Origin of the sequence: Winogradskyella sp. HaHa_3_26 (assembly GCF_019278425.1) — a bacterium.
Lineage (GTDB): Bacteria > Bacteroidota > Bacteroidia > Flavobacteriales > Flavobacteriaceae > Winogradskyella > Winogradskyella undariae.
In genome coordinates this window covers 1,763,136-1,782,454 of the sequence record NZ_CP058981.1, presented here as the reverse complement: position 1 = coordinate 1,782,454, position 19,319 = coordinate 1,763,136, and the positions used below count along the sequence as shown (strand labels likewise).

The 19,319-nt window shown below is 33.1% G+C and carries 15 protein-coding genes; 8 read left to right on the top strand and 7 right to left on the bottom strand.

Annotated features, from left to right (window positions below):
* Window positions 1–69 precede the first annotated feature (69 nt).
* Window positions 70–783, bottom strand: a complete 714-nt coding sequence (locus H0I32_RS07665) for a hypothetical protein (protein ID WP_179314232.1) — start codon at window positions 781–783, stop codon at window positions 70–72.
* 327 nt (window positions 784–1,110) lie between these two features.
* On the opposite strand from H0I32_RS07665, the gene H0I32_RS07660 reads away from it, so the two are divergent.
* Window positions 1,111–2,712 carry a T9SS type A sorting domain-containing protein gene (locus H0I32_RS07660; protein WP_173587499.1) on the top strand — a complete coding sequence of 534 codons (1,602 nt, stop codon included), beginning with the start codon at window positions 1,111–1,113 and terminating at the stop codon, window positions 2,710–2,712.
* A 119-nt stretch (window positions 2,713–2,831) separates the two neighbouring features.
* On the opposite strand, the gene H0I32_RS07655 is transcribed toward H0I32_RS07660, so the two are convergent.
* Together H0I32_RS07655 and H0I32_RS07650 are read right to left on the bottom strand one after the other, a co-directional pair.
* Window positions 2,832–3,473: a viroplasmin family protein gene (locus H0I32_RS07655; RefSeq protein WP_179314233.1), complete on the bottom strand. Its 642-nt coding sequence runs from the start codon at window positions 3,471–3,473 to the stop codon at window positions 2,832–2,834.
* Between the two features lie 101 nt (window positions 3,474–3,574).
* Complete coding sequence (locus tag H0I32_RS07650) at window positions 3,575–4,135, bottom strand: phosphoribosylglycinamide formyltransferase (RefSeq protein ID WP_173587497.1); 561 nt, start codon at window positions 4,133–4,135, stop codon at window positions 3,575–3,577.
* A 272-nt stretch (window positions 4,136–4,407) separates the two neighbouring features.
* Here H0I32_RS07650 and H0I32_RS07645 point away from each other — a divergent pair, with 272 nt between their 5' ends.
* The 5 genes from H0I32_RS07645 (at window position 4,408) to pyk (ending at window position 8,711) form a co-directional block, all read left to right on the top strand.
* Complete coding sequence (locus H0I32_RS07645; RefSeq protein WP_013869581.1) at window positions 4,408–4,641, top strand: acyl carrier protein; 234 nt, start codon at window positions 4,408–4,410, stop codon at window positions 4,639–4,641.
* A gap of 13 nt (window positions 4,642–4,654) precedes the next feature.
* Complete coding sequence (fabF, locus tag H0I32_RS07640) at window positions 4,655–5,905, top strand: beta-ketoacyl-ACP synthase II (RefSeq protein WP_173587496.1); 1,251 nt, start codon at window positions 4,655–4,657, stop codon at window positions 5,903–5,905.
* 7 nt (window positions 5,906–5,912) lie between these two features.
* Window positions 5,913–6,653, top strand: coding sequence for a ribonuclease III (rnc, locus tag H0I32_RS07635; protein WP_173587495.1), 741 nt, complete (start codon window positions 5,913–5,915; stop codon window positions 6,651–6,653).
* A gap of 134 nt (window positions 6,654–6,787) precedes the next feature.
* Window positions 6,788–7,267, top strand: coding sequence for an IPExxxVDY family protein (locus H0I32_RS07630; protein WP_173587494.1), 480 nt, complete (start codon window positions 6,788–6,790; stop codon window positions 7,265–7,267).
* A 4-nt stretch (window positions 7,268–7,271) separates the two neighbouring features.
* On the top strand, window positions 7,272–8,711 hold the full coding sequence (gene pyk, locus H0I32_RS07625) for a pyruvate kinase (protein WP_173587493.1): 1,440 nt from the start codon (window positions 7,272–7,274) through the stop codon (window positions 8,709–8,711).
* Between the two features lie 89 nt (window positions 8,712–8,800).
* On the opposite strand, the gene dinB is transcribed toward pyk, so the two are convergent.
* Window positions 8,801–9,910 (bottom strand): DNA polymerase IV, encoded by a 1,110-nt coding sequence (gene dinB / locus H0I32_RS07620; RefSeq protein ID WP_173587492.1) that lies wholly within the window; start codon window positions 9,908–9,910, stop codon window positions 8,801–8,803.
* Between the two features lie 92 nt (window positions 9,911–10,002).
* On the opposite strand from dinB, the gene H0I32_RS07615 reads away from it, so the two are divergent.
* Together H0I32_RS07615 and H0I32_RS07610 are read left to right on the top strand one after the other, a co-directional pair.
* A complete protein-coding gene (locus tag H0I32_RS07615; RefSeq protein ID WP_173587491.1) occupies window positions 10,003–10,470 on the top strand; it encodes a CYTH domain-containing protein in 468 nt (155 codons plus the stop codon).
* On the top strand, window positions 10,464–11,012 hold the full coding sequence (locus H0I32_RS07610) for a YciI family protein (RefSeq protein WP_179314234.1): 549 nt from the start codon (window positions 10,464–10,466) through the stop codon (window positions 11,010–11,012). The genes H0I32_RS07615 and H0I32_RS07610 overlap by 7 nt, the downstream gene beginning before the upstream one ends.
* Before the next feature lie 54 nt (window positions 11,013–11,066).
* Here the strand turns inward: H0I32_RS07610 and H0I32_RS07605 are convergent, their stop codons facing one another.
* Genes H0I32_RS07605 through H0I32_RS07595 form a run of 3 tightly spaced genes read right to left on the bottom strand, consistent with a single transcriptional unit; the run spans window position 11,067 to window position 19,166 of the window.
* A complete protein-coding gene (locus H0I32_RS07605) occupies window positions 11,067–12,986 on the bottom strand; it encodes an OmpA family protein (protein ID WP_218747121.1) in 1,920 nt (639 codons plus the stop codon).
* 20 nt (window positions 12,987–13,006) lie between these two features.
* A complete protein-coding gene (locus H0I32_RS07600; protein WP_173587489.1) occupies window positions 13,007–13,912 on the bottom strand; it encodes a type IX secretion system membrane protein PorP/SprF in 906 nt (301 codons plus the stop codon).
* Between the two features lie 34 nt (window positions 13,913–13,946).
* A complete protein-coding gene (locus H0I32_RS07595) occupies window positions 13,947–19,166 on the bottom strand; it encodes a GEVED domain-containing protein (RefSeq protein ID WP_179312273.1) in 5,220 nt (1,739 codons plus the stop codon).
* Window positions 19,167–19,319 lie beyond the last annotated feature (153 nt).

Genomic DNA, 19,319 nt, shown 5'->3' with positions numbered 1-19,319 from the left:
AAGGCCACAATTTTTAAATTGTGGCCTTTTTGTAAACTTTAAAAAAATAGTATAAATTAAATTTTTGTATTATAATTTAACTATACCAATGTGCATTAGATCTCCGTTTACAGTAGTCGCAGAATTACCAATAAAATAACTAATATCTACAATATCGTCAGCTGCAAATACATATTGAAACGTACCAGAAGCTCCAAAATAATCTTGTGAAGGCAGGTTTACAGCACCTCTTGCCATGTACCCAGTACGTGTTCCATTTATAAATATTGCAAAAATGTATTTTACACTACCTGATTCTAAATTTCTAGTAGCCCAACTTGCATTTATTAAATAAGTTCCGTCTTCAAGGATTTTTATTTGACCATCACCTAATACTTCAAAATAATCAGTATTATTTTCAGTAACATCACTTGTACCTAAAGGAAAATTATCAAAACTAGATGAACTACTAGTTGTAAAAATTGATGCTCCATTAAAGTTTTTATACATTGTTAAAGAAGGTGTTCCTTCTGATTCTGAAGTTAAACGTTTCCAGCTTGTTGAGCTTAATTGGTAAACCTCAAGGCTTTCTGTTGTTGTATTATAAATAGTAAGACCTTCAGCAGGAGACGCAATAAGATCACGCTCTGTAGTTGTCATTCTAGGTAATAATAAACCACCTTCAGTACTTTGCAATTCTAAAATACTAGATGCATCTGGATTTTCTGTACCAATACCTACTTGGGCAAAACATGTTGTTGTGCATATTAAAAAAGCACCTAATAAATTTAAAATAGACTTCATGATTCTTGTTTTGTTGAACTTAGATGACAAATTAACATTAAAAAATGTAATTTATCAAGCTTCGATGCTTTAATTTTTAAATCGCATATGGGGCTTTTCTTGGGGAATTTTTCCTACAGTTTTTTTTAAATTGATTAAAGTTTGTTTAATTATATGATTTTCAGGTTTTTAAATTGCGGTTTTAAGGTGGTTATTTATTTTAAATATACAATTTTGTTGAGTGAAATATTTTTAAATGTTTGTGTGTCACATAGATTATTGCAATTTCACTTGAATAATTAAAATTATTGGCGTTTATTGCATACTTCCTGATAAATTTGGATCAAAATGAAATATAATTTTATTGTTTTATTGTCAATTTTTTGTTTAAGTCTTGAAGCTCAAGATTTATCAAGTACAATGACTGTTCGTGAAGGTACATCTGTTTCAATTGCAGATGGTGCTATTTTTACTGCTGATGAGTTAAATCTAAAATCTACATCAGATAGTTTTGCTTGCGTTATGTTAGACGGAACCATTACTGATGGAACTGTTGTTAATTATGATAGGTATGTTAATGTTGTTGGTACTTCTGGAGCAAACGGAGGAAATGATTTGGTGTCATTACCTGTTAAAGCTACCGATACAGATTATAATGACTTTTTAAATTATGGTACTGTTAATGGTGATGATAGCATGGCTAATTATAATTATATTCCAAGTTCAGGAGCTTTATATGCATTTGGTCCTTACAGTAATGTTAGTCAGTCGTATGTTAATTATAATTCAATTTCTAATGCTACGGTTTTATTACAGCGAGGTGTTGGCTATAGAGCTGCAACAAGTAGTGGACAGACCTTGAGATTTTCTGGTACTATATCTAAAGATACTGAAAACGTAACGATTACTACTACAGATCCAATAATTGCACCAGATACAACTGGTGATCCAAAAAATTGGAATTCAGTAGGGAATCCATATCCTACATATTTAAATTCTACTCTGTTTTTAGATGAAAATGAAGATCAATTAGCAGAAGATGCTGCAGGTATATATGGTTATAATAGCGGTACGCAGTCTGGTACTGGTACTATTGGTAATTTTACAATAATTAATAGATTGGTTAATATAGGTCTTAGTATAACTCCTGGTCAAGGGTTTTTAGTTGCTAATGATTTCACTGATGCCTCTAACGTCATAAGCTTTACACCTGCAATGCGTGTTTTTAGTGGCTCTGATGATTTTATATTAGGAAGAGATGAAAATGTAAATGAAATGGTAAGATTAAAGGCAGAACATGCTGGCGGTGATTTTGCTACAGAAATATATTTTAATGAGAATTCTACACATGGTGTAGATCGTGGTTATGATGCAAAGCTTTTTGGAGCATCATCACTTAGTTTTTCATTATACTCTGAATTACTAGAGGATAGTGAAGGAAATGGTATGGCTATTCAAAGTTTAGGGTCTTCAGATCTTAGTGATGTTGTTATTCCTTTAGGTCTTAAGGCTTCTCAAGGACAACAAATTACTTTTAGTATTGAAACTTCTACTTTGCCTGCTGATGTTGAGGTTTATCTTGAAGATAATATTGAAAACACATATACATTATTAAATCAGGGTAGTTATACATTTACGGCAGATACTGCAATTAGTGGAACAGGGAGATTTTATTTAAACATAGGTAACGTTACATTATCTCAAGTAGATAATGACTTTAATAGTTTAAGCTTATATGCTGCGAATAAAAATATTTTTGTAAATGGACAATTGTTAGCAACAACTCAGGTTGATGTTTATGATACTTTAGGACGTATAGTAATGTCTTCTAGTTTAGAAACAGGCTCTGATGCAAATAAAATTAATGCATCACAATTAAGCACAGGTATTTATGTGGTTAAATTGGCTAATGGTAAACAAGAGCTTACTAAAAAAGTGATTATTAAATAATAAGGAATTATATATAATTATAAAGGGTTCGTATTAAATTTAATACGAACCCTTTTTTGTTTGTTATTCTTAAAACAGGAGTGTTTTAGCTAGCTTCTAGTAATAGATAGGTGTTTGTGTTACTTTCTTCCAAAGTCCGCAGGAATCTCACCCCAAGCCTTTGTTTCCCACTTTACAATCGTTGTAGAATATTCATTAGTTTTTAACCACTCTACAGCACGATCTACCAAATCGTAAACAGGTTTGTTTTTTGTATTTCGTTTTAACTTAGAATTGCATGTTTTTTTACGTACCCAACTCATAGCGGTTCTAGAATCGGTGTACATAATGCGCTCGCTTTTATGTTGTTTTAAAAAAGCTAAACCGTGCACTAGTGCTAAAAATTCGCCAATATTATTAGTGCCTTGTTCAAAAGGCCCTTGAATAAAGAGTTGTTTTTTTGTTTTGGTATCTACACCTCTATATTCCATAATCCCAGGATTACCACTAGAAGCCGCATCTACAGAAATAGAATTGTAATTTGGTAATCCAATTTTCTTGAGTTCTGCATTAGTAAGGCCACTACTAAAGGTTTTGTTCTTACCGATGTAATCAAAATAATTTCCTTTTAATGCTTTTTCGGCTTCATCAAGTGTTGGGAATGATTTGTATTGCGCACCTTGGTAATCTTTTATTTGGGTTTTACATGCATTCCAAGAGGTAAAGACACCTTTTTTGTGTCCTTGCCAAACGGTATAATATTTTTTTTTCTTTTTACTCATCTTCAGTTTCCGTGAAAACGGGAATCTCTTTTGTTATTCTGAATGAAATGAAGAATCTCATAAAGATGCTTCGACAAGTTCAGCATGACATTTGATTAATTTTATAATAACTCATTAACTACTACAGGAAAATGCTCCATCTCTAACAAATGAATTTTTCCTGCAACATCATCTGCTGAATCCGATGGTAAAACTTCACATTTTGCTTGAAAAATAATAGCACCTTCATCGTAATTTTCGTTCACATAATGGATTGTGATACCTGTTTCAGTTTCTTTATTAGCAACCACAGCGTCATGAACATTCATGCCATACATGCCTTTTCCACCATAATTAGGAAGCAATGCAGGGTGAACATTAATAACTTTATTTTCGAATTCTTTTAATATGAATTCGGGAAACTTCCAAAGAAAACCAGCTAATATTATAAGGTCTGGTTGTGCCGTTTTTAAAATGTTTAAAACATCTTCGGACTTAGAAAAAGCAATTCGATTAAAAGACAATGCGCTAACATTTAGTTTTTTACAGCGCTCTAAAACTTTGGCATGAGGATTGTTTGTTAATACCTGAATAACAGACGCAGTATCGCTGTTTTGAAAGAACTTAATTAAATTTTCTGCATTAGATCCACTTCCGGAGGCAAAAATCACAATACGTTTCATCAATTAATTTTATTTTAGATTATATTGAAATGTAATTTATGAATTAAAATTTACAGAATGTTTAGCAAACTTTAGTTCAGTTCATTGCATTTACAGTTATATTTGTTTCAAATATTCGAACAAAAAAAAGAATAATAATTTACAATTAGCGGTAAAAACCAAATACTTCTATCGATTTGCATTATTTTATGTGTACATTTTATCGGTAAAGGTGTTTTTTAAAATAAAGTTTTTTACTTTTGCCGTCTAATAAAACTTAAAATTAAAAAATTATGTCAGACATTGCATCAAGAGTAAAAGCGATTATCGTAGACAAGTTAGGTGTTGATGAAAACGAAGTTGTAACTGAAGCAAGCTTCACAAACGATTTAGGAGCGGATTCATTAGATACTGTTGAATTGATAATGGAATTCGAAAAAGAATTTGATATTCAAATCCCAGATGATCAAGCAGAAAACATTGCAACAGTTGGTCAAGCAGTTTCTTATATAGAAGCAGCAAAATAATAACTCTATTTTTATGGAATTAAAGCGAGTAGTAGTTACAGGTTTAGGTGCACTTACACCAATAGGAAATACCAAAGATGAATATTGGGATGCTCTTATTAGTGGAAAAAGTGGTGCTGCCGAAGTAACACATTTTGATCCTGAAAAATTCAAGACTAAGTTCGCTTGTGAAATAAAAAACTTTGAAGTTACTGACTTTATTGATAGGAAATTAGCAAAGCGAATGGATAAGTTTTCGCAGTATGCAATGGTCGCTTCTGATGAAGCAATTGTAGACTCGAAACTAGATCTAGATTCTTTAAACAAACTAAGAGTAGGTGTTATTTGGGGAGCTGGTATTGGTGGTTTAGAAACATTTCAGAATGAAGTGTTAAACTTTGCTGCTGGTGATGGTACACCTCGTTTTAATCCTTTCTTCATTCCGAAAATGATTGCTGATATAGCACCTGGAAACATATCTATAAAATATGGTTTTATGGGTCCTAACTATACTACAGTATCTGCGTGTGCTTCTTCTGCAAACTCAATGATCGATGCTTTAAACACTATACGTTTAGGGACTTGTGATGTGATTATAACAGGAGGAAGTGAAGCTGCAGTTACTATTGCTGGTATGGGCGGATTTAATGCTATGCATGCTATGAGTACTCGAAATGACGATCCTCAATCAGCTTCTAGACCATTTGATGCTAACCGTGATGGTTTTGTGTTAGGTGAAGGTGCTGGTGCGATTGTTTTAGAAGAGTATGAACATGCAAAAGCAAGGGGAGCTAAAATTTACGCCGAAGTATTAGGTGGAGGTTTATCTTCTGACGCATATCATATGACAGCGCCACATCCTGATGGGATTGGAGTTGTTGCTGTAATGAAAAATTGTTTAGAAAACGCTGGTTTAAAACCGGAAGACGTAGATCATATAAATACACACGGAACATCTACACCTTTAGGTGATGTTGCAGAGTTAAAAGCTATATCTGAAGTATTTGGAAGCCACGCTAAGAACATAAATATTAATTCTACAAAATCTATGACAGGTCACTTGTTGGGTGCTGCTGGAGCTATTGAGTCTATTGCCTCAATATTAGCGATGGAGCATGGTATTGTACCACCAACAATCAACCACGAAACGGTTGACGAAAACATAGATCCAGAATTAAATTTAACGCTTAATAAAGCTCAGAAACGAGATATTAAAGTAGCAATGAGTAATACCTTTGGATTTGGTGGTCATAACGCCTGCGTATTATTCAAAAAATTAGATTAAATCCCGAATGAGCTTCATTCGTAACATATTAAATTCCCGCTCTCAAGAAGACGGGAATTTTTTTATTCAACTTAAGAAAATTATTGGGTTTAAACCCAAGACTAAGTCGTTGTATATTACTGCATTTACGCACCGTTCTATGAATATTAAGGACGCTAAAGGAAATGCAATTAACTATGAACGTCTAGAGTTTGTTGGTGACGCCATAATTGGGGCAGTTGTCGGCGCATACTTGTTTAAAGAGGTTCCACATGGTGATGAAGGTTATCTAACTAAGATGCGTTCTAAAGTGGTGAGCAGAGAAAATCTTAATAAGTTAGGTGAAGATCTAGGACTTATAAACTTTGTAGAAAGTAGAATTCCGACTTCTAATTTTGGTAATAACATACATGGTAATCTTTTTGAAGCTTTAGTTGGAGCCATTTACCTAGATAGAGGTTATAGTTTTAGTGAAAAATTTATTTACAAGAGTGTTATTACGCCACATGTAGATATTGAGTCCTTAGAAGGTAAGGTGATAAGTTATAAGAGTTTACTTATAGAATGGTGCCAAAAAGAAAAGAATACCTTTAATTATGAGGTTTATGAAGATACAGGTAAAGATGAGTTAAAACATTTTTCTGTAAAACTTTCTATTAATGATAAAGTCGTTTCTAAAGCTCGTGCCACATCTAAGAAAAAGGCCGAAGAAAAAGCTTCTAAACGCGCTTTTTTTGCTTTACAAAACAAAATTAACAGCTCTCATTAATCCGTAATTTCTTCCTATTAAATTAAAAGCATTTAACGAGAACGTTTTCGCTGGTTTTAAGAACTAATCTTAACCATTTCTTAAGCTAACTAATCTTTTAAAGTGGTATATTTGCAATTCAAAGTTATAATTGAATGGCTTTACACAAACTTCAGGTTGATGATTTTTATGATGACTCCTATACATTAATTGCGATTCATTGTAGGTTAGAAGATTATCGGTTGGCTTATTTGCTTAATAAACATTTAGAGCTTAGATTAGAGCGTAAAGATCAAGATGTTGACTTTAAATATTTGGAATCCTCTTACAGTATTTTTGAATGGGATAATGAAACCGAATATGTATTATGGAATTTAATTTCAAATGTATGTAAAAAGGAAGAAGATAGTCTGCTTAGTTCTGGGACGTTATTTGATGATAACGAAAAAGTACTGAAAACATTTTATCTAATTTCTGAATATAAAAAAGTAGATTTTTTTCTTAAAATTTCTGAAGAATCACACAATTTTGATGAAAACTCTATTTTAAGTAAGTTAAAAAGTATTCCACAAATTATAACAAGTTATACGGTAGATCCGTTAAAAATAAAATCAAAAGACCACTTAATTTTTTGAATAGATGTCACACAAGAAAACAAAAATAGTAGCCACATTAGGCCCAGCAACAAGTAGCAAAGAAGTTTTAAAAGCAATGCTAGATGAGGGGGCAAATGTATTTAGAATCAATTTCTCTCACGCTGATTATGCAGATGTTGAAGAGCGTATTAAAATGATTCGCGAACTTAATAAAGAGTATGGTTATAATGCTTCAATCTTAGGAGATTTACAAGGTCCTAAATTACGTGTTGGAGTAATGAAAGAAGAAGTCATCGTAAATGAAGGTGACGAAATTATTTTTGCTACAGGAGAACGTTTTGAAGGAACTAAGGATCGTGTTTACATGACTTATGATAGGTTTCCTCAAGATGCTAAACCAGGTGAACGTATATTATTAGATGACGGAAAATTAATTTTTGAAGTTGTATCTACAGATAATGTAAGTGAAGTAAAAGCTAAAGTAATTCAAGGAGGTCCATTAAAGTCTAAAAAAGGAGTTAACCTTCCTAATACAGATATTTCTCAGCCTGCATTAACAGAAAAAGATATAGAAGATGCAATTTTTGCAATCGGTCAAGAAGTAGATTGGATCGCTTTATCTTTTGTACGTCATGCTGAAGATTTAATGCAACTTGAAAAATTAATCAGTGAGCATAGTGCACATAAAATTCCAATTATAGCTAAAATTGAAAAACCAGAAGCAGTAGAAAATATCGATAAAATTGTTGCTTACTGTGACGGTTTAATGGTAGCTCGTGGTGATTTAGGTGTTGAAATTCCTGCAGAGGAAGTTCCTTTAATACAAAAACAATTAGTACTTAGAGCTAAGCGTGCTAGAATTCCTGTAATTATTGCTACCCAAATGATGGAAACAATGATTACAAGTTTAACACCAACACGTGCAGAGGTTAATGATGTTGCCAATTCTGTTATGGATGGTGCTGATGCAGTAATGTTATCTGGTGAAACTTCAGTTGGTCAATATCCTGTACAGGTTATTAGACAAATGGCTAATATTATTCGTACTGTAGAACATTCTCCACTTATTCAAGTACCACAATCTCCACCACATATTCGTACTAAACGTTACATAACTAAAGCGATTTGTTATCATGCAGCCAATATGGCAAATGAAATTAATGCAAAAGCGATATCTACATTAACAAATAGTGGGTATACGGCATTTCAAATTTCAGCATGGAGACCTTCAGCTCATATTTTAGTATTTACTTCTAACCGTCGTATTCTTACTCAATTGAGTTTATTATGGGGTGTTACAGCATTTTACTATGATAAGTTTGTAAGTACTGATGAAACGATTGATGACGTTAATACTATAGCTTGTAAAAAAGGTTATGCTAATGTTGGAGATATGCTTATTAGTTTAGCAGCGATGCCAATACAAGATAAAGGTATGGTAAATACACTAAGAGTTAGTGAGATTGAAAGCTGTAGCTTATAAATAATTTTGTTAATGATAACTTAGACTCTGTTTCAGTCTTTAGGTTAATTCGTTAGCTTACTATATTTCTAAAGTCAATTATTGAACGATTAAAATTTAAACTTTAATTGTACACTAATTGACTTTTTTTCTTTTAAATCCTTTTCAGGAAGTTTAGCATTGATGTTTAAATTAGATAGTGAAATTCCTAATAAACGAACGGAGTTATTCAGCCTATCTTGGTATAATAAATCCTTAGCTGTTTCTAAAATAATTGAAGTTTCTTTCACATAATAGGGCAAAGTTTTACTTCGTGTTTGTAATGTAAAATCACTATATTTTATTTTAAGAGTTATTGTTTTACCAGATACATTGCTTTTTTGCAATCGTTTTGCTACTTCTTCAGCAATCTGCTCTAATTTTTCTAGCATAAAGATTTCAGAAGAAAGATTTTCACTAAAGGTGCGTTCTGCAGCTAACGATTTACGAATGCGATTTGGTTTCACTTCACTTGTATGAATACCTCTTACAACATTGTAATAGTACAGACCAGATTTCCCAAAGTTTTTACTTAAGTAATCTATAGATTTAGTTTTTAAGTCTTTCCCTGTAAAAATCCCTTTTTGATACATTTTTTCGGCGGTTACTTTACCTACACCATAAAATTTTCTAATATCTAATTCCTCTAGAAAAGGAAGTACATCTTCGGGGTTTACGGTTTTTTGTCCATTTGGTTTATTGTAATCACTAGCAACCTTTGCTATAAATTTATTAATAGAGATGCCTGCGGAAGCTGTAAGGCCTACTTCTTCATATATCCTTTGTCTTATCTCTTCAGCAATTAAAGAAGCGCTAAAAAGCCCTTTTTTGTTTTCTGTTACATCTAAGTAAGCTTCATCAAGTGATAATGGTTCTACTAAGTCTGTATAATCTAAAAAAATGGTTCTTATTTTTTTTGAAATAGTTTTATAACGCTCAAAATCTGTTTTAACAAAAATTAAATCAGGACAAAGTTTTATCGCCAATCGGCCAGACATGGCACTTTTTACACCAAACTTTCTAGCTTCGTAACTTGCAGCACTTACAACACCTCTTGTTCCTCCACCTCCAACAGCTATGGCTTTACCTTTCAGTTCCGGATTGTCCAATTGTGCTACAGATGCATAAAATGCATCCATATCTACATGAATTATCTTTCTTATTGGTAAATCGCTTAGCATACTGTAAATTTATGAAATCCTGTGGCTGCAGGAATCTCTAATTTGAGATTATAATTAATTAAATAATATCCCTGTATTTTTCAGGACAAAAAATGGAAGAAATAGAACGTAAATTTTTAGTGACTTCTAATGTTTTTAAATCGGAAGCTTTTAATAGTTACAGTATAAAGCAAGGTTTTTTAAATAGTCATAAAGAACGAACTGTACGTATAAGATTAAAAGATGATCAAGGTTTTATTACCGTTAAAGGAAAGTCTTCAGTAAATGGGTTAACGCGTTTTGAGTGGGAAAAAGAAATATCTAAAACGGAAGCTGAAGCTTTATTATTACTTTGTGAACCTGGTATTATAGATAAAACACGTTATGAAGTTAAATCTAATAATCATGTTTTTGAGATTGATGAATTTTATGGTGACAATGAAGGTTTAATTATTGCTGAAGTTGAATTAATTTCTGAAAATGAAACCTATAAAAAACCAAATTGGTTAGGAAAGGAAGTTACTGGTGATATAAAATATTATAATTCAATATTAAGTAAATCCCCATATAAATCATGGTAAAATTAAAACAAGTACTTTTTTCTTCTTTGGTTGTTTGTAGTTTTTTTAGTTGTAAGAATGAAACGACAACGGAAGTTAATGCACAAATTCCACAAGTTGTTAATTCTAAGCAACCTGTAATTGAATTAGATAAAGTATTAAAAGAGCCAAAAATATCAGTAGCTGATTTAAAGAAACAGTTAGAAGCTGATGGGTTTAAGGTGTTTGATTATGTAGACAATAAGACTCAAGATACAATATTAATGCAACAATATTTTATGGCTTTCTTGAAAGAAGGACCTATTCGTAATCAGAATGAAGAAGAGGCTGCTTTACTACAAGAGGAACATTTAGCACACTTAAGTAAAATGTATAGTTTAGGTTTGGCTGATATCTCTGGTCCATTTGATGATGATGGAGATATTAGAGGTGTTACAATTTATAATGTACCTACATTAAAAATAGCTGATAGTTTAGCAAATTCTGATCCTATGGTTAAAGAGGGGAGGCTAACTATTGAAACTCATCCCTGGTGGGCTGCAAAAGGTCATCATTTACGGTAAATAAAAAAGCTCTGAATTTCTTCAGAGCTTTTTTTATAAATCATTAATTGATTTTTATTCTTCTATTGTTTCTGTTTCTTCAGTTACAATAATAAATTCAGAACGTCTGTTTTCAGCGTGTTGTGCTTTAGTACATCCAGTAGAACAATCTACTTTAGGTTCTGTTTCACCTTTACCTTCACCTGTAATACGAGATGCGTCAATACCTTTAGAGATTACATACTGTACCGTAGTTTTAGCTCTACGATCAGAAAGACCTGTATTATAAGATTCAGGTCCTCTAGAATCTGTATGAGAGGTTGCATAAATTTTCATTTCAGGATATTTGTTCATAATCTGAACCAATTTATCCAATTCAAATGCTGCTTGTGCTGTAATGTTTGACTTATCAAATTCGAAGAAAATCGGAGCTAAATCTATTGTTTCAGCTAAGATTAATTTTTCGATAGGATCTAAAGAAATCTGAACATTGTTTTCTTCTTCGTTAGTTCCTTTGACTTGTACTTTTTTACTGTCAAAACCATCCATAACAACTTCCAATTCTGTGTTTTCTTCACATTCTATCATGAATTCAACAAGACCTTCTGCGTTTGATGTTTTAGAAACAACCTTATTACCTTCTGCATCAAATAATGTTACTGTTGCACCTGCAATTGGCTCACGTGTTTTATCATCTAAAACTGTAGCATTAATTAATACATCACAAAGCGGTTGTAGTTTTTTAAATTCATAAATATCATCACTTCCTTTTCCGCCAGCTCTGTTAGAAGATACTAAACCTTGGTCATTTTCTTCGTCAATTATAAAGGCAAAATCATCAGTATTACTGTTTATAGGAATTCCTAAATTACGAATTGTAGCTATTTTACCATCTATTTCTTTTGTATAAAATACATCTAAACCACCAAGTCCTAAATGACCATTAGAAGAGAAATATAATGTATTGTTACTACTGATATATGGAAACATTTCTTGTGCTTCAGTATTTACTTTTTGTCCCATGTTAACAGGTTCTCCTAAAGTACCATCTGTATTAATAGAAGCTTTGTAGATATCAAAGTTTCCATATCCACCTGGCATATTAGAGGCAAAGTATATTGTTTTACCATCTGCACTTACTGAAGGATTTTTTACAGAATAGTTTTCACTGTTAATAGCTAAACTTTCTACAGTATCCCAATCATCACCTAATTTAGTTGCTTTAAATAAATAAAGTTGACTAAATCTAGCGCTGCTAATTGAATCTTTTTCGTAGTCTTTTTCAAAATAACTTTCTCTTGAAAAGTACATTGTTTTTCCATCTGGAGAAAAAGATACTAAACCTTCATGGTATTTTGTATTGATCTCATTGTTTGCTAATGTAGCTTCTTGAGAAGTACCATCTGTGTTTTTAGTAATGGTATAGATATCTAAAAATGGTTGATCATTCCAACCATAGTTTTTTCTATTATCATTACGACCAGAAGTAATATAAAGTTTACCATCATTCATAATACCTCCAAAGTCTGATTGTTCAGAATTATAATCAGCATTTTGAATGTTAAACTTTTTACCTTGTTCTAAAATTTTAGGTAAGTAATCTGGATTCTCCCTGTATGCAATAGCTCTATTATCTGAAGGGTTCATTGTAGCAAATTTATCCATTTGCACATTAGATGCTTCATACTTTCCATTAGCCTTGAGCATTTGTGAGTACTTAAAAACCATTTCAGGATCACTTGAAGTTTCTAAAGCTTTAGCATACCAGCGTTCTGCTTCTACGGTATTAAAAATGTTATAATAACTTTCTGCTAATTGTCCGTAAACATAGCTGTCTGCTTTTCCTTTTTCAACAAGCTTATTATAATCATCTACAGCCTTTACAAATTCGTAACGGTCAAAATGTTTATCTGCTTTTTTTGTGTCTTTGTTTTGAGCAGTTAAGCAAAAGCCACTCATCAACGTAATAAGTAATAATGTATTAAAGTTTTTCATAATTGTTTTAGCTTAACTGATTAAAAGTATCTAGGTGAACGAGAAACACGTTTTGGGAAATTAAGATCAAATAATAACATGATCTCATGAGATGCAGGCGCGTACTCTTTAATGTCTGATGTTATAGCATCGTATGCGTAACCAATTCTTACAGACGGTGTAATAGCAAAGTTTACTAAACCAGAAAACGAATCATCTAATCTGTAAGAAGCTCCTATTTCAAATTTCTTAAAGAATCTAGCATTTAAGTTAACATCAAAAGACGTCGGTGCATCAAAAGCAGATTTTACCATTACAGAAGGTTTAAGTTCTGTATTAGGTGAAATATCAAACACATAACCACCAGATAAGAAGTAGTGTTGCGTTTCAGATCCTATTTTATAACCATTTGCATCTAAATGCACTGATGATAATAAGTTAGGTGCAGATAAGGATACATAGTATTTATCGGTATAGTAAAATAATCCAGCACCAACGTTTGGAGTGACCTCATTAACATCTTGAGAAAAGAATGCATCAGTTGGATCTACAACATCTAAACTTGTTAAACCGATATCATGAAATGTAGCACCGGCTTTTACACCAAAGGCAAGGCGGTGTTCACCGCCAAGCTTTAGAGTGTATGAAAGATCTACATAAGCATTGGTTTCTGTAACCGGCCCAATATGATCTGAGATTAAAGACAGACCTAAGCCTAGGTTATTACCAATTGGTGTATGTCCAAAAAATGTTCCTGTTTCAGGTCCCCCATCAATCTTAGTCCATTGATTTCTGTATAATAGTCCAAAAGAAAGGTTTTCTTTTGATCCAGCATAAGCAGGATTTACTATGTTCATATTATACATGTACTGGGTGTACTGAGGATCTTGTTGACCGTGCATTTTAAATGCTAAAAGCAAGACCACTATAATAGTGAGTTTTTTCATTGTAATTATTTGATTCGGTTAGTTTTTATTTTGATTATCTGTTAATATAAACCCAAGCACTTTTAGATTTTGCTCCACCTTCATAAATAACGGTGTAGAAATAAGTTCCAACAGGTAAATCATCCCCATCGTTTGTTTGACCATGCCACTCATTTCTATAATTATCTTTAGAATATACAAGTGTTCCGTATCTATTAAATATTTCTAGTTTAATTACACCAAAACTGCTTAAGTCAAAAGTATCATTTTGACCTGGTGTAACACCTGGTGAAATACCCTCTGGGAAAACACAAGATTCAGCTTCTTCTACAGTAATATCTATTGGGTTTATACAGCCTGAATCGTTAAATTCTATTATTGCTGTATACTCACCTGACTCTAAAACAGTATCTAGAGTTAAGCCACTACCTTCAATTGGTGTACCTTCTAATTCCCAACTTATAGTTACATCTGCTTCATCAAAATTTAAAGGTAATATACCAATTGTAACCGGTGTAGTTGCATCTGGACATACAATATTATTATATTGAGCGTCAATATCAGCCAATGGCACAAGGTTTATCTCTATATTAAATGATGTTGTTTCGTAACATCCCGTTACTGTATTTAATGCTCTTACATAAATAGTTTCTCCACCACTAGTATACGTATTTGATAATGCATTTGTTCCTGCTTCTGCATCTTCTAATGACGTGTAATATGAAACTTCCATATTGTCTTCAGAAGTAACTTCACTGTCAATTGATGTTAAATTGAAATCTGTAAGACCATCAACTGCACCATCTAAATCATCACATACAATGAAATCTTGAGGTTGGTTAATTACTGGTCTTTCATTCACTATTAATTCTACATCAGCTAATTCAGGACATCCTAAATAACCATCGTTAAATGCAGCTGTATCTTCTACTCTTATTGTTAATGTTTCTCCTGCAGATTCATATGGAGAACTAACAGGGTTTAAAGTTTGATATGCATCACCTATACTCGTATAATACGTTACCGTAAATCCTGTAAGGCCAAGTGATGTTGTTAATGCATCTAAATCAAACTCTTCTATTCCATTTGCTTCAGGTCCATCACATACTGTAATTGTTTGTGGGTCAATAGGATCTGGTTTAACATATAGATTAATATTTACGAATTGAGATAAAGCGTTTGAATTACATTGAGTGTCAAATGCTTGTACTTGATAGACTCCTGATTCTGTAACGATAAGACTATTTCCGTTTTCACCATCTATTGTAGTTCCATCTTTAGTCCAGATAAAATCATCTGCAAAAGGTGAGTCTGTTTCAATTGTAATTGAATCATAATCACAAACAGGAACTTCATCTATTTCTGATACATCGTTAGTAGGGTCTATATAAATATCATCACTTACAATTGAAGCGGTTATATCTGCTATTGTACTACCGGCACCAGCACCTCCAACATTTGTTTGTCTTACTTGTATTACACCTACGTCTTGTGCAAAGTTTGTAATTAATAGTAGGTATATTTCGCCTTGTTGAGCTCCTGTAAGTGTAACATCTTCAACTGCAGCTGCAGAATAACTACAGTCTACTACAGCTGATAAATCACATAAATCGTCATCTTCTGCAAATGGTCCCCATAGAATAAAATCGACATCTAATTCTTCTCCAATTGGATTATCGTTAGCATCAAAAGCCGTGTTTTGTACCATTTCAATTAAAATATCTCCAGATGTTCCTATTTCTAAAAGACTATAGGTAGGGTTTGGTGTTGAAAATAGACAGTCTATAGTACCATCACCAGGAGTTACGTTTATTGTATTATAAGTATATAATATATCACTTTCATCACTACCACTACAATAGTTTTCAGCTAAGTCACATTCCAAGTTTTGAGGAGCAACGTATGGTGTAATACATAGATCAAAAGTTGTATCTTCATTAGAATTGCCACCAGAATATACTCTAATATAGTATGTTTCTCCAATGGTAAGATCCGTTGCTGCACTAGATACTTCAGAGAAGCCAGATGTACATGAAATTTCTGTTAAGTTGTCGCAAGTGCCCTCGTAAACTGAATGATCTAAATCAGTAGTATTACTGCCTCCTATGTTTGCAAACGAGATTAATTGAGATTCATTTTGTGCTACAAACTGAAACCAAACATCATCATCCGGATCTCCACCACATGATGGATCTGCAATACTAGGTTCCGTTGGTGTTGCAGCTAATAATGTACCTGGTGTGCTCTGTACACATAAGATGTCATCATTAACAAATGCAATAGTCGCATTACAAGGATTATCATTTTCTGGTGGACAACCTGTAATTTCGTAATTAGAACTACTTATAAGACAATTACTATCTTGTTCATTCTCAACGAAAACTTTTGCTACGGTTCCATATCCAAAAGGACCTACTTGGTAAGTACCTGTATTTAGCGCTTGTATTGTATTTGTATCAAAATTATTTGAAATTTCAAGTGAAGTTGCACTACCTAAATCATTAATAGTTACATTAATAAAAAATTGATCATTATCGCAATCTATAACTGTTTCGTATTCTGCTTCAGCTAACGTACAAGTTAAATCTTCAATGTTAACGATGAAATCTAAAGTTACCCCACTTGTTCCTGTATAACAAGGCGTTGGTGTTGAAAAATTAGTAGTTACGACACGCATTCTGTGCTCACCGACTTGAGCTGATAATGGTACTATAAAAGAAGCGTCAAATAAATGTGATGAATCTGTAAAATCTGCACCTGCTGATTCACCATCGAAGACTAATTCTGTATCATCGAAAATTAAATCATTATTAAAATCAATCCATACGCTAGTGTTATAGGTTGAAGTATGTCCAAATTCTATCTCGAAATCTGTTGTTATTCCTCTAAATATATTAACAACAGTTGATGTGTTGTTTTCATAATTAACATCTCCAGAACTAGGGAAATCTATAACTCCAAGTCTAGCATTGTTAACCCCATCACCTGTATTACTTGTTGGGAGTGAAACACAATACCCTGTATAGAATTCAAAAGGACCATTATAAGAACTTTCGTCACCAGGACTACATATTGCTTGTACATAAAATTCATAACTTGTATCAGCTGTTAATCCAGATAATACATATGGATTAGAGGTAATACCTAGTTCAAAAGTACCTGTACCCATTTGAAAACCAGCTTCACCATATTGTATATTCCATGATGTAGCTCCTGCAGCTTCTGTCCAACTTAATTCTGTTGAAGTTAAACTTAAGTTTGTCGCGGCTAAATCTACAGGTTCAGGACATGTAGGAATACCTCTTACTCTAAAGTTATCTACAAAGACTTGAACATCTACAGAGTCATCTACAGTTCCTTCAGATGCTAAAATTCCAAATTGTACAATCTGACCACTATATGCTGTTAAGTCTACTACAGGGTGTTCTCCATTTGCAGATACTACAGAAGTACTATCATAAGTTAATAGACTTATCCAAGTAGTTCCATTGTCTGTTGACATAAGTAGTTGTACAATATCATCAGAACCTAAAGTTCCTGCAACGGTTGAACTAGCATAATCCATAATACCAAAATCAAATTCTACTTGAAATGGTCCGCCTGTTAAATCAAATTGAGGGGTAAGTAACCAATCGCTTTTTGAAGCTAGCCATAAGTTAATAGCATAAGCACCTGTGTTTCCATCATTAAGAAATCCGTCCTCTAACCAAGACCCATTTCCAAAATCTGATGGTCCTGTTGTTGCATCTCCACTATCAGCTTCATCCCAACAATCTGGAGTTATATTTGAGAAGTTTTGAATATAATCAGGTATAAAAACATCACATAATGTTGTAAAAGTATAAGGTCCTGCCCATGCACTAAATTCACTGCCACAATTAGCTTGTACATAGTAGTCGTATGTTGTTAATCCGCTTAAGCCAGTTGCTGTATATGGATTAGAAATATCTGTTGCTGTTGGTGTCCCTGTCGGTGTAGTTCCATTAGGTACAACTTCAACATTCCATTGCGATACTGTTCCTGCTTGTTCCCAGCTAAGTTCTGCATTACTTGCTCCAATTCCTGTTGCTGTTAAAGCACTTGGGGGAACACAATCTGGTGCTTCTGTAATATTTATAGTCATATCCGCAGTTACACCATAGAAACCTGAATAACAAGGGTTGGGCGTTAATTGTCCAGAGTCAGCTGTACCTATTCTCATATTGTATACACCTAAAGGAGCATCTGGCATTAAAAAAGATGCGTCTAATATCGTTGGATTATTAAATGTAGATTCCCCTTGATAAAATAGCTCTGTATCGTTATCAAATACTAAATCATTATTGATATCAATCCAAACATTTACATAATATGTATATCCTGTAAGAAATGTTATTTGCATGTTAGCTGTTATAGAAGCTGCTAAATCAACTGTTGTAGCTGTAAAATCTTCATAAGTAATATCTCCACCAGATGTAAATACTTCACTTCCTAATTGTATTTGTCCAATACCATTACCATCATTGCTTGTTGGTGTAGAATCGCAATAACCTGTATAAAAAGTAAAAGGTCCAGCCCATTCGCTTGATCCGTTTGTTGTACCACAGTCAGATTGGTAGTATACATAATAGGTTGTAAACTCTGTTAAACCTGTTAAAGATGTTTCTGGTGTTCCTGTTATGTTAGTAGCAAATTCTTCCTCACCGTTTCCTGGGACAAAATCAGTTTCGCTAGTGTATTCTAAATTCCATAATGTTTCTGTATCTCCAGCATTCCAAGCTAAATCTACAGATGTTGTTGTTAACATTGAAGTAGACATCGCAGAAGGTATAATACATGTAGGACTTTCATATAATGTTACAACAATATTAGACCAGTTTGCATCAGAGATAAAATAAGATTGATTAATAATTAAGTCTAAGGTTCCGTCTGTTGTTGGGGCATAAGCTCCTGGTAACTCGCCAGCAAATGTTATAACGGCATCACTTCCCAAACTACCATTAGTTGTTGGTGGATCTATTGTAACGCTACCAGCTGATGTTGTTAGTGTTATATCAGCCTCTGAAGACCAAGGACCTCCAGCCCCTGCAGACCAATCTGCAGTTACTAAAAAGGAATTATAAGATCCTGATGATGAAGCTGGCACTCCAGATGAGTTTGCAACGTCATTTAGTTCAATAGTAACAGGTGTTCCTTCAACCACGTTTGTGGGACCTACTACTGTTGGAAAACTATACTGAGCACTAGCCGTTAGGAAAAATCCCAGCATAATTAAAAAAAGAGTAATTTTTTTCATAGTTAATCAGTTTGTTGAAAATTATTCGTTCTCTATAAAACACTTTCTTTTTGTAACTAGTTGATTACAAATAGTTTTGTTGGTTTTGTAGAGAATAAGAGGTGTGAAATGTACTGATTTCGCTAGTTAGACGATCATACAATACAAACCCGA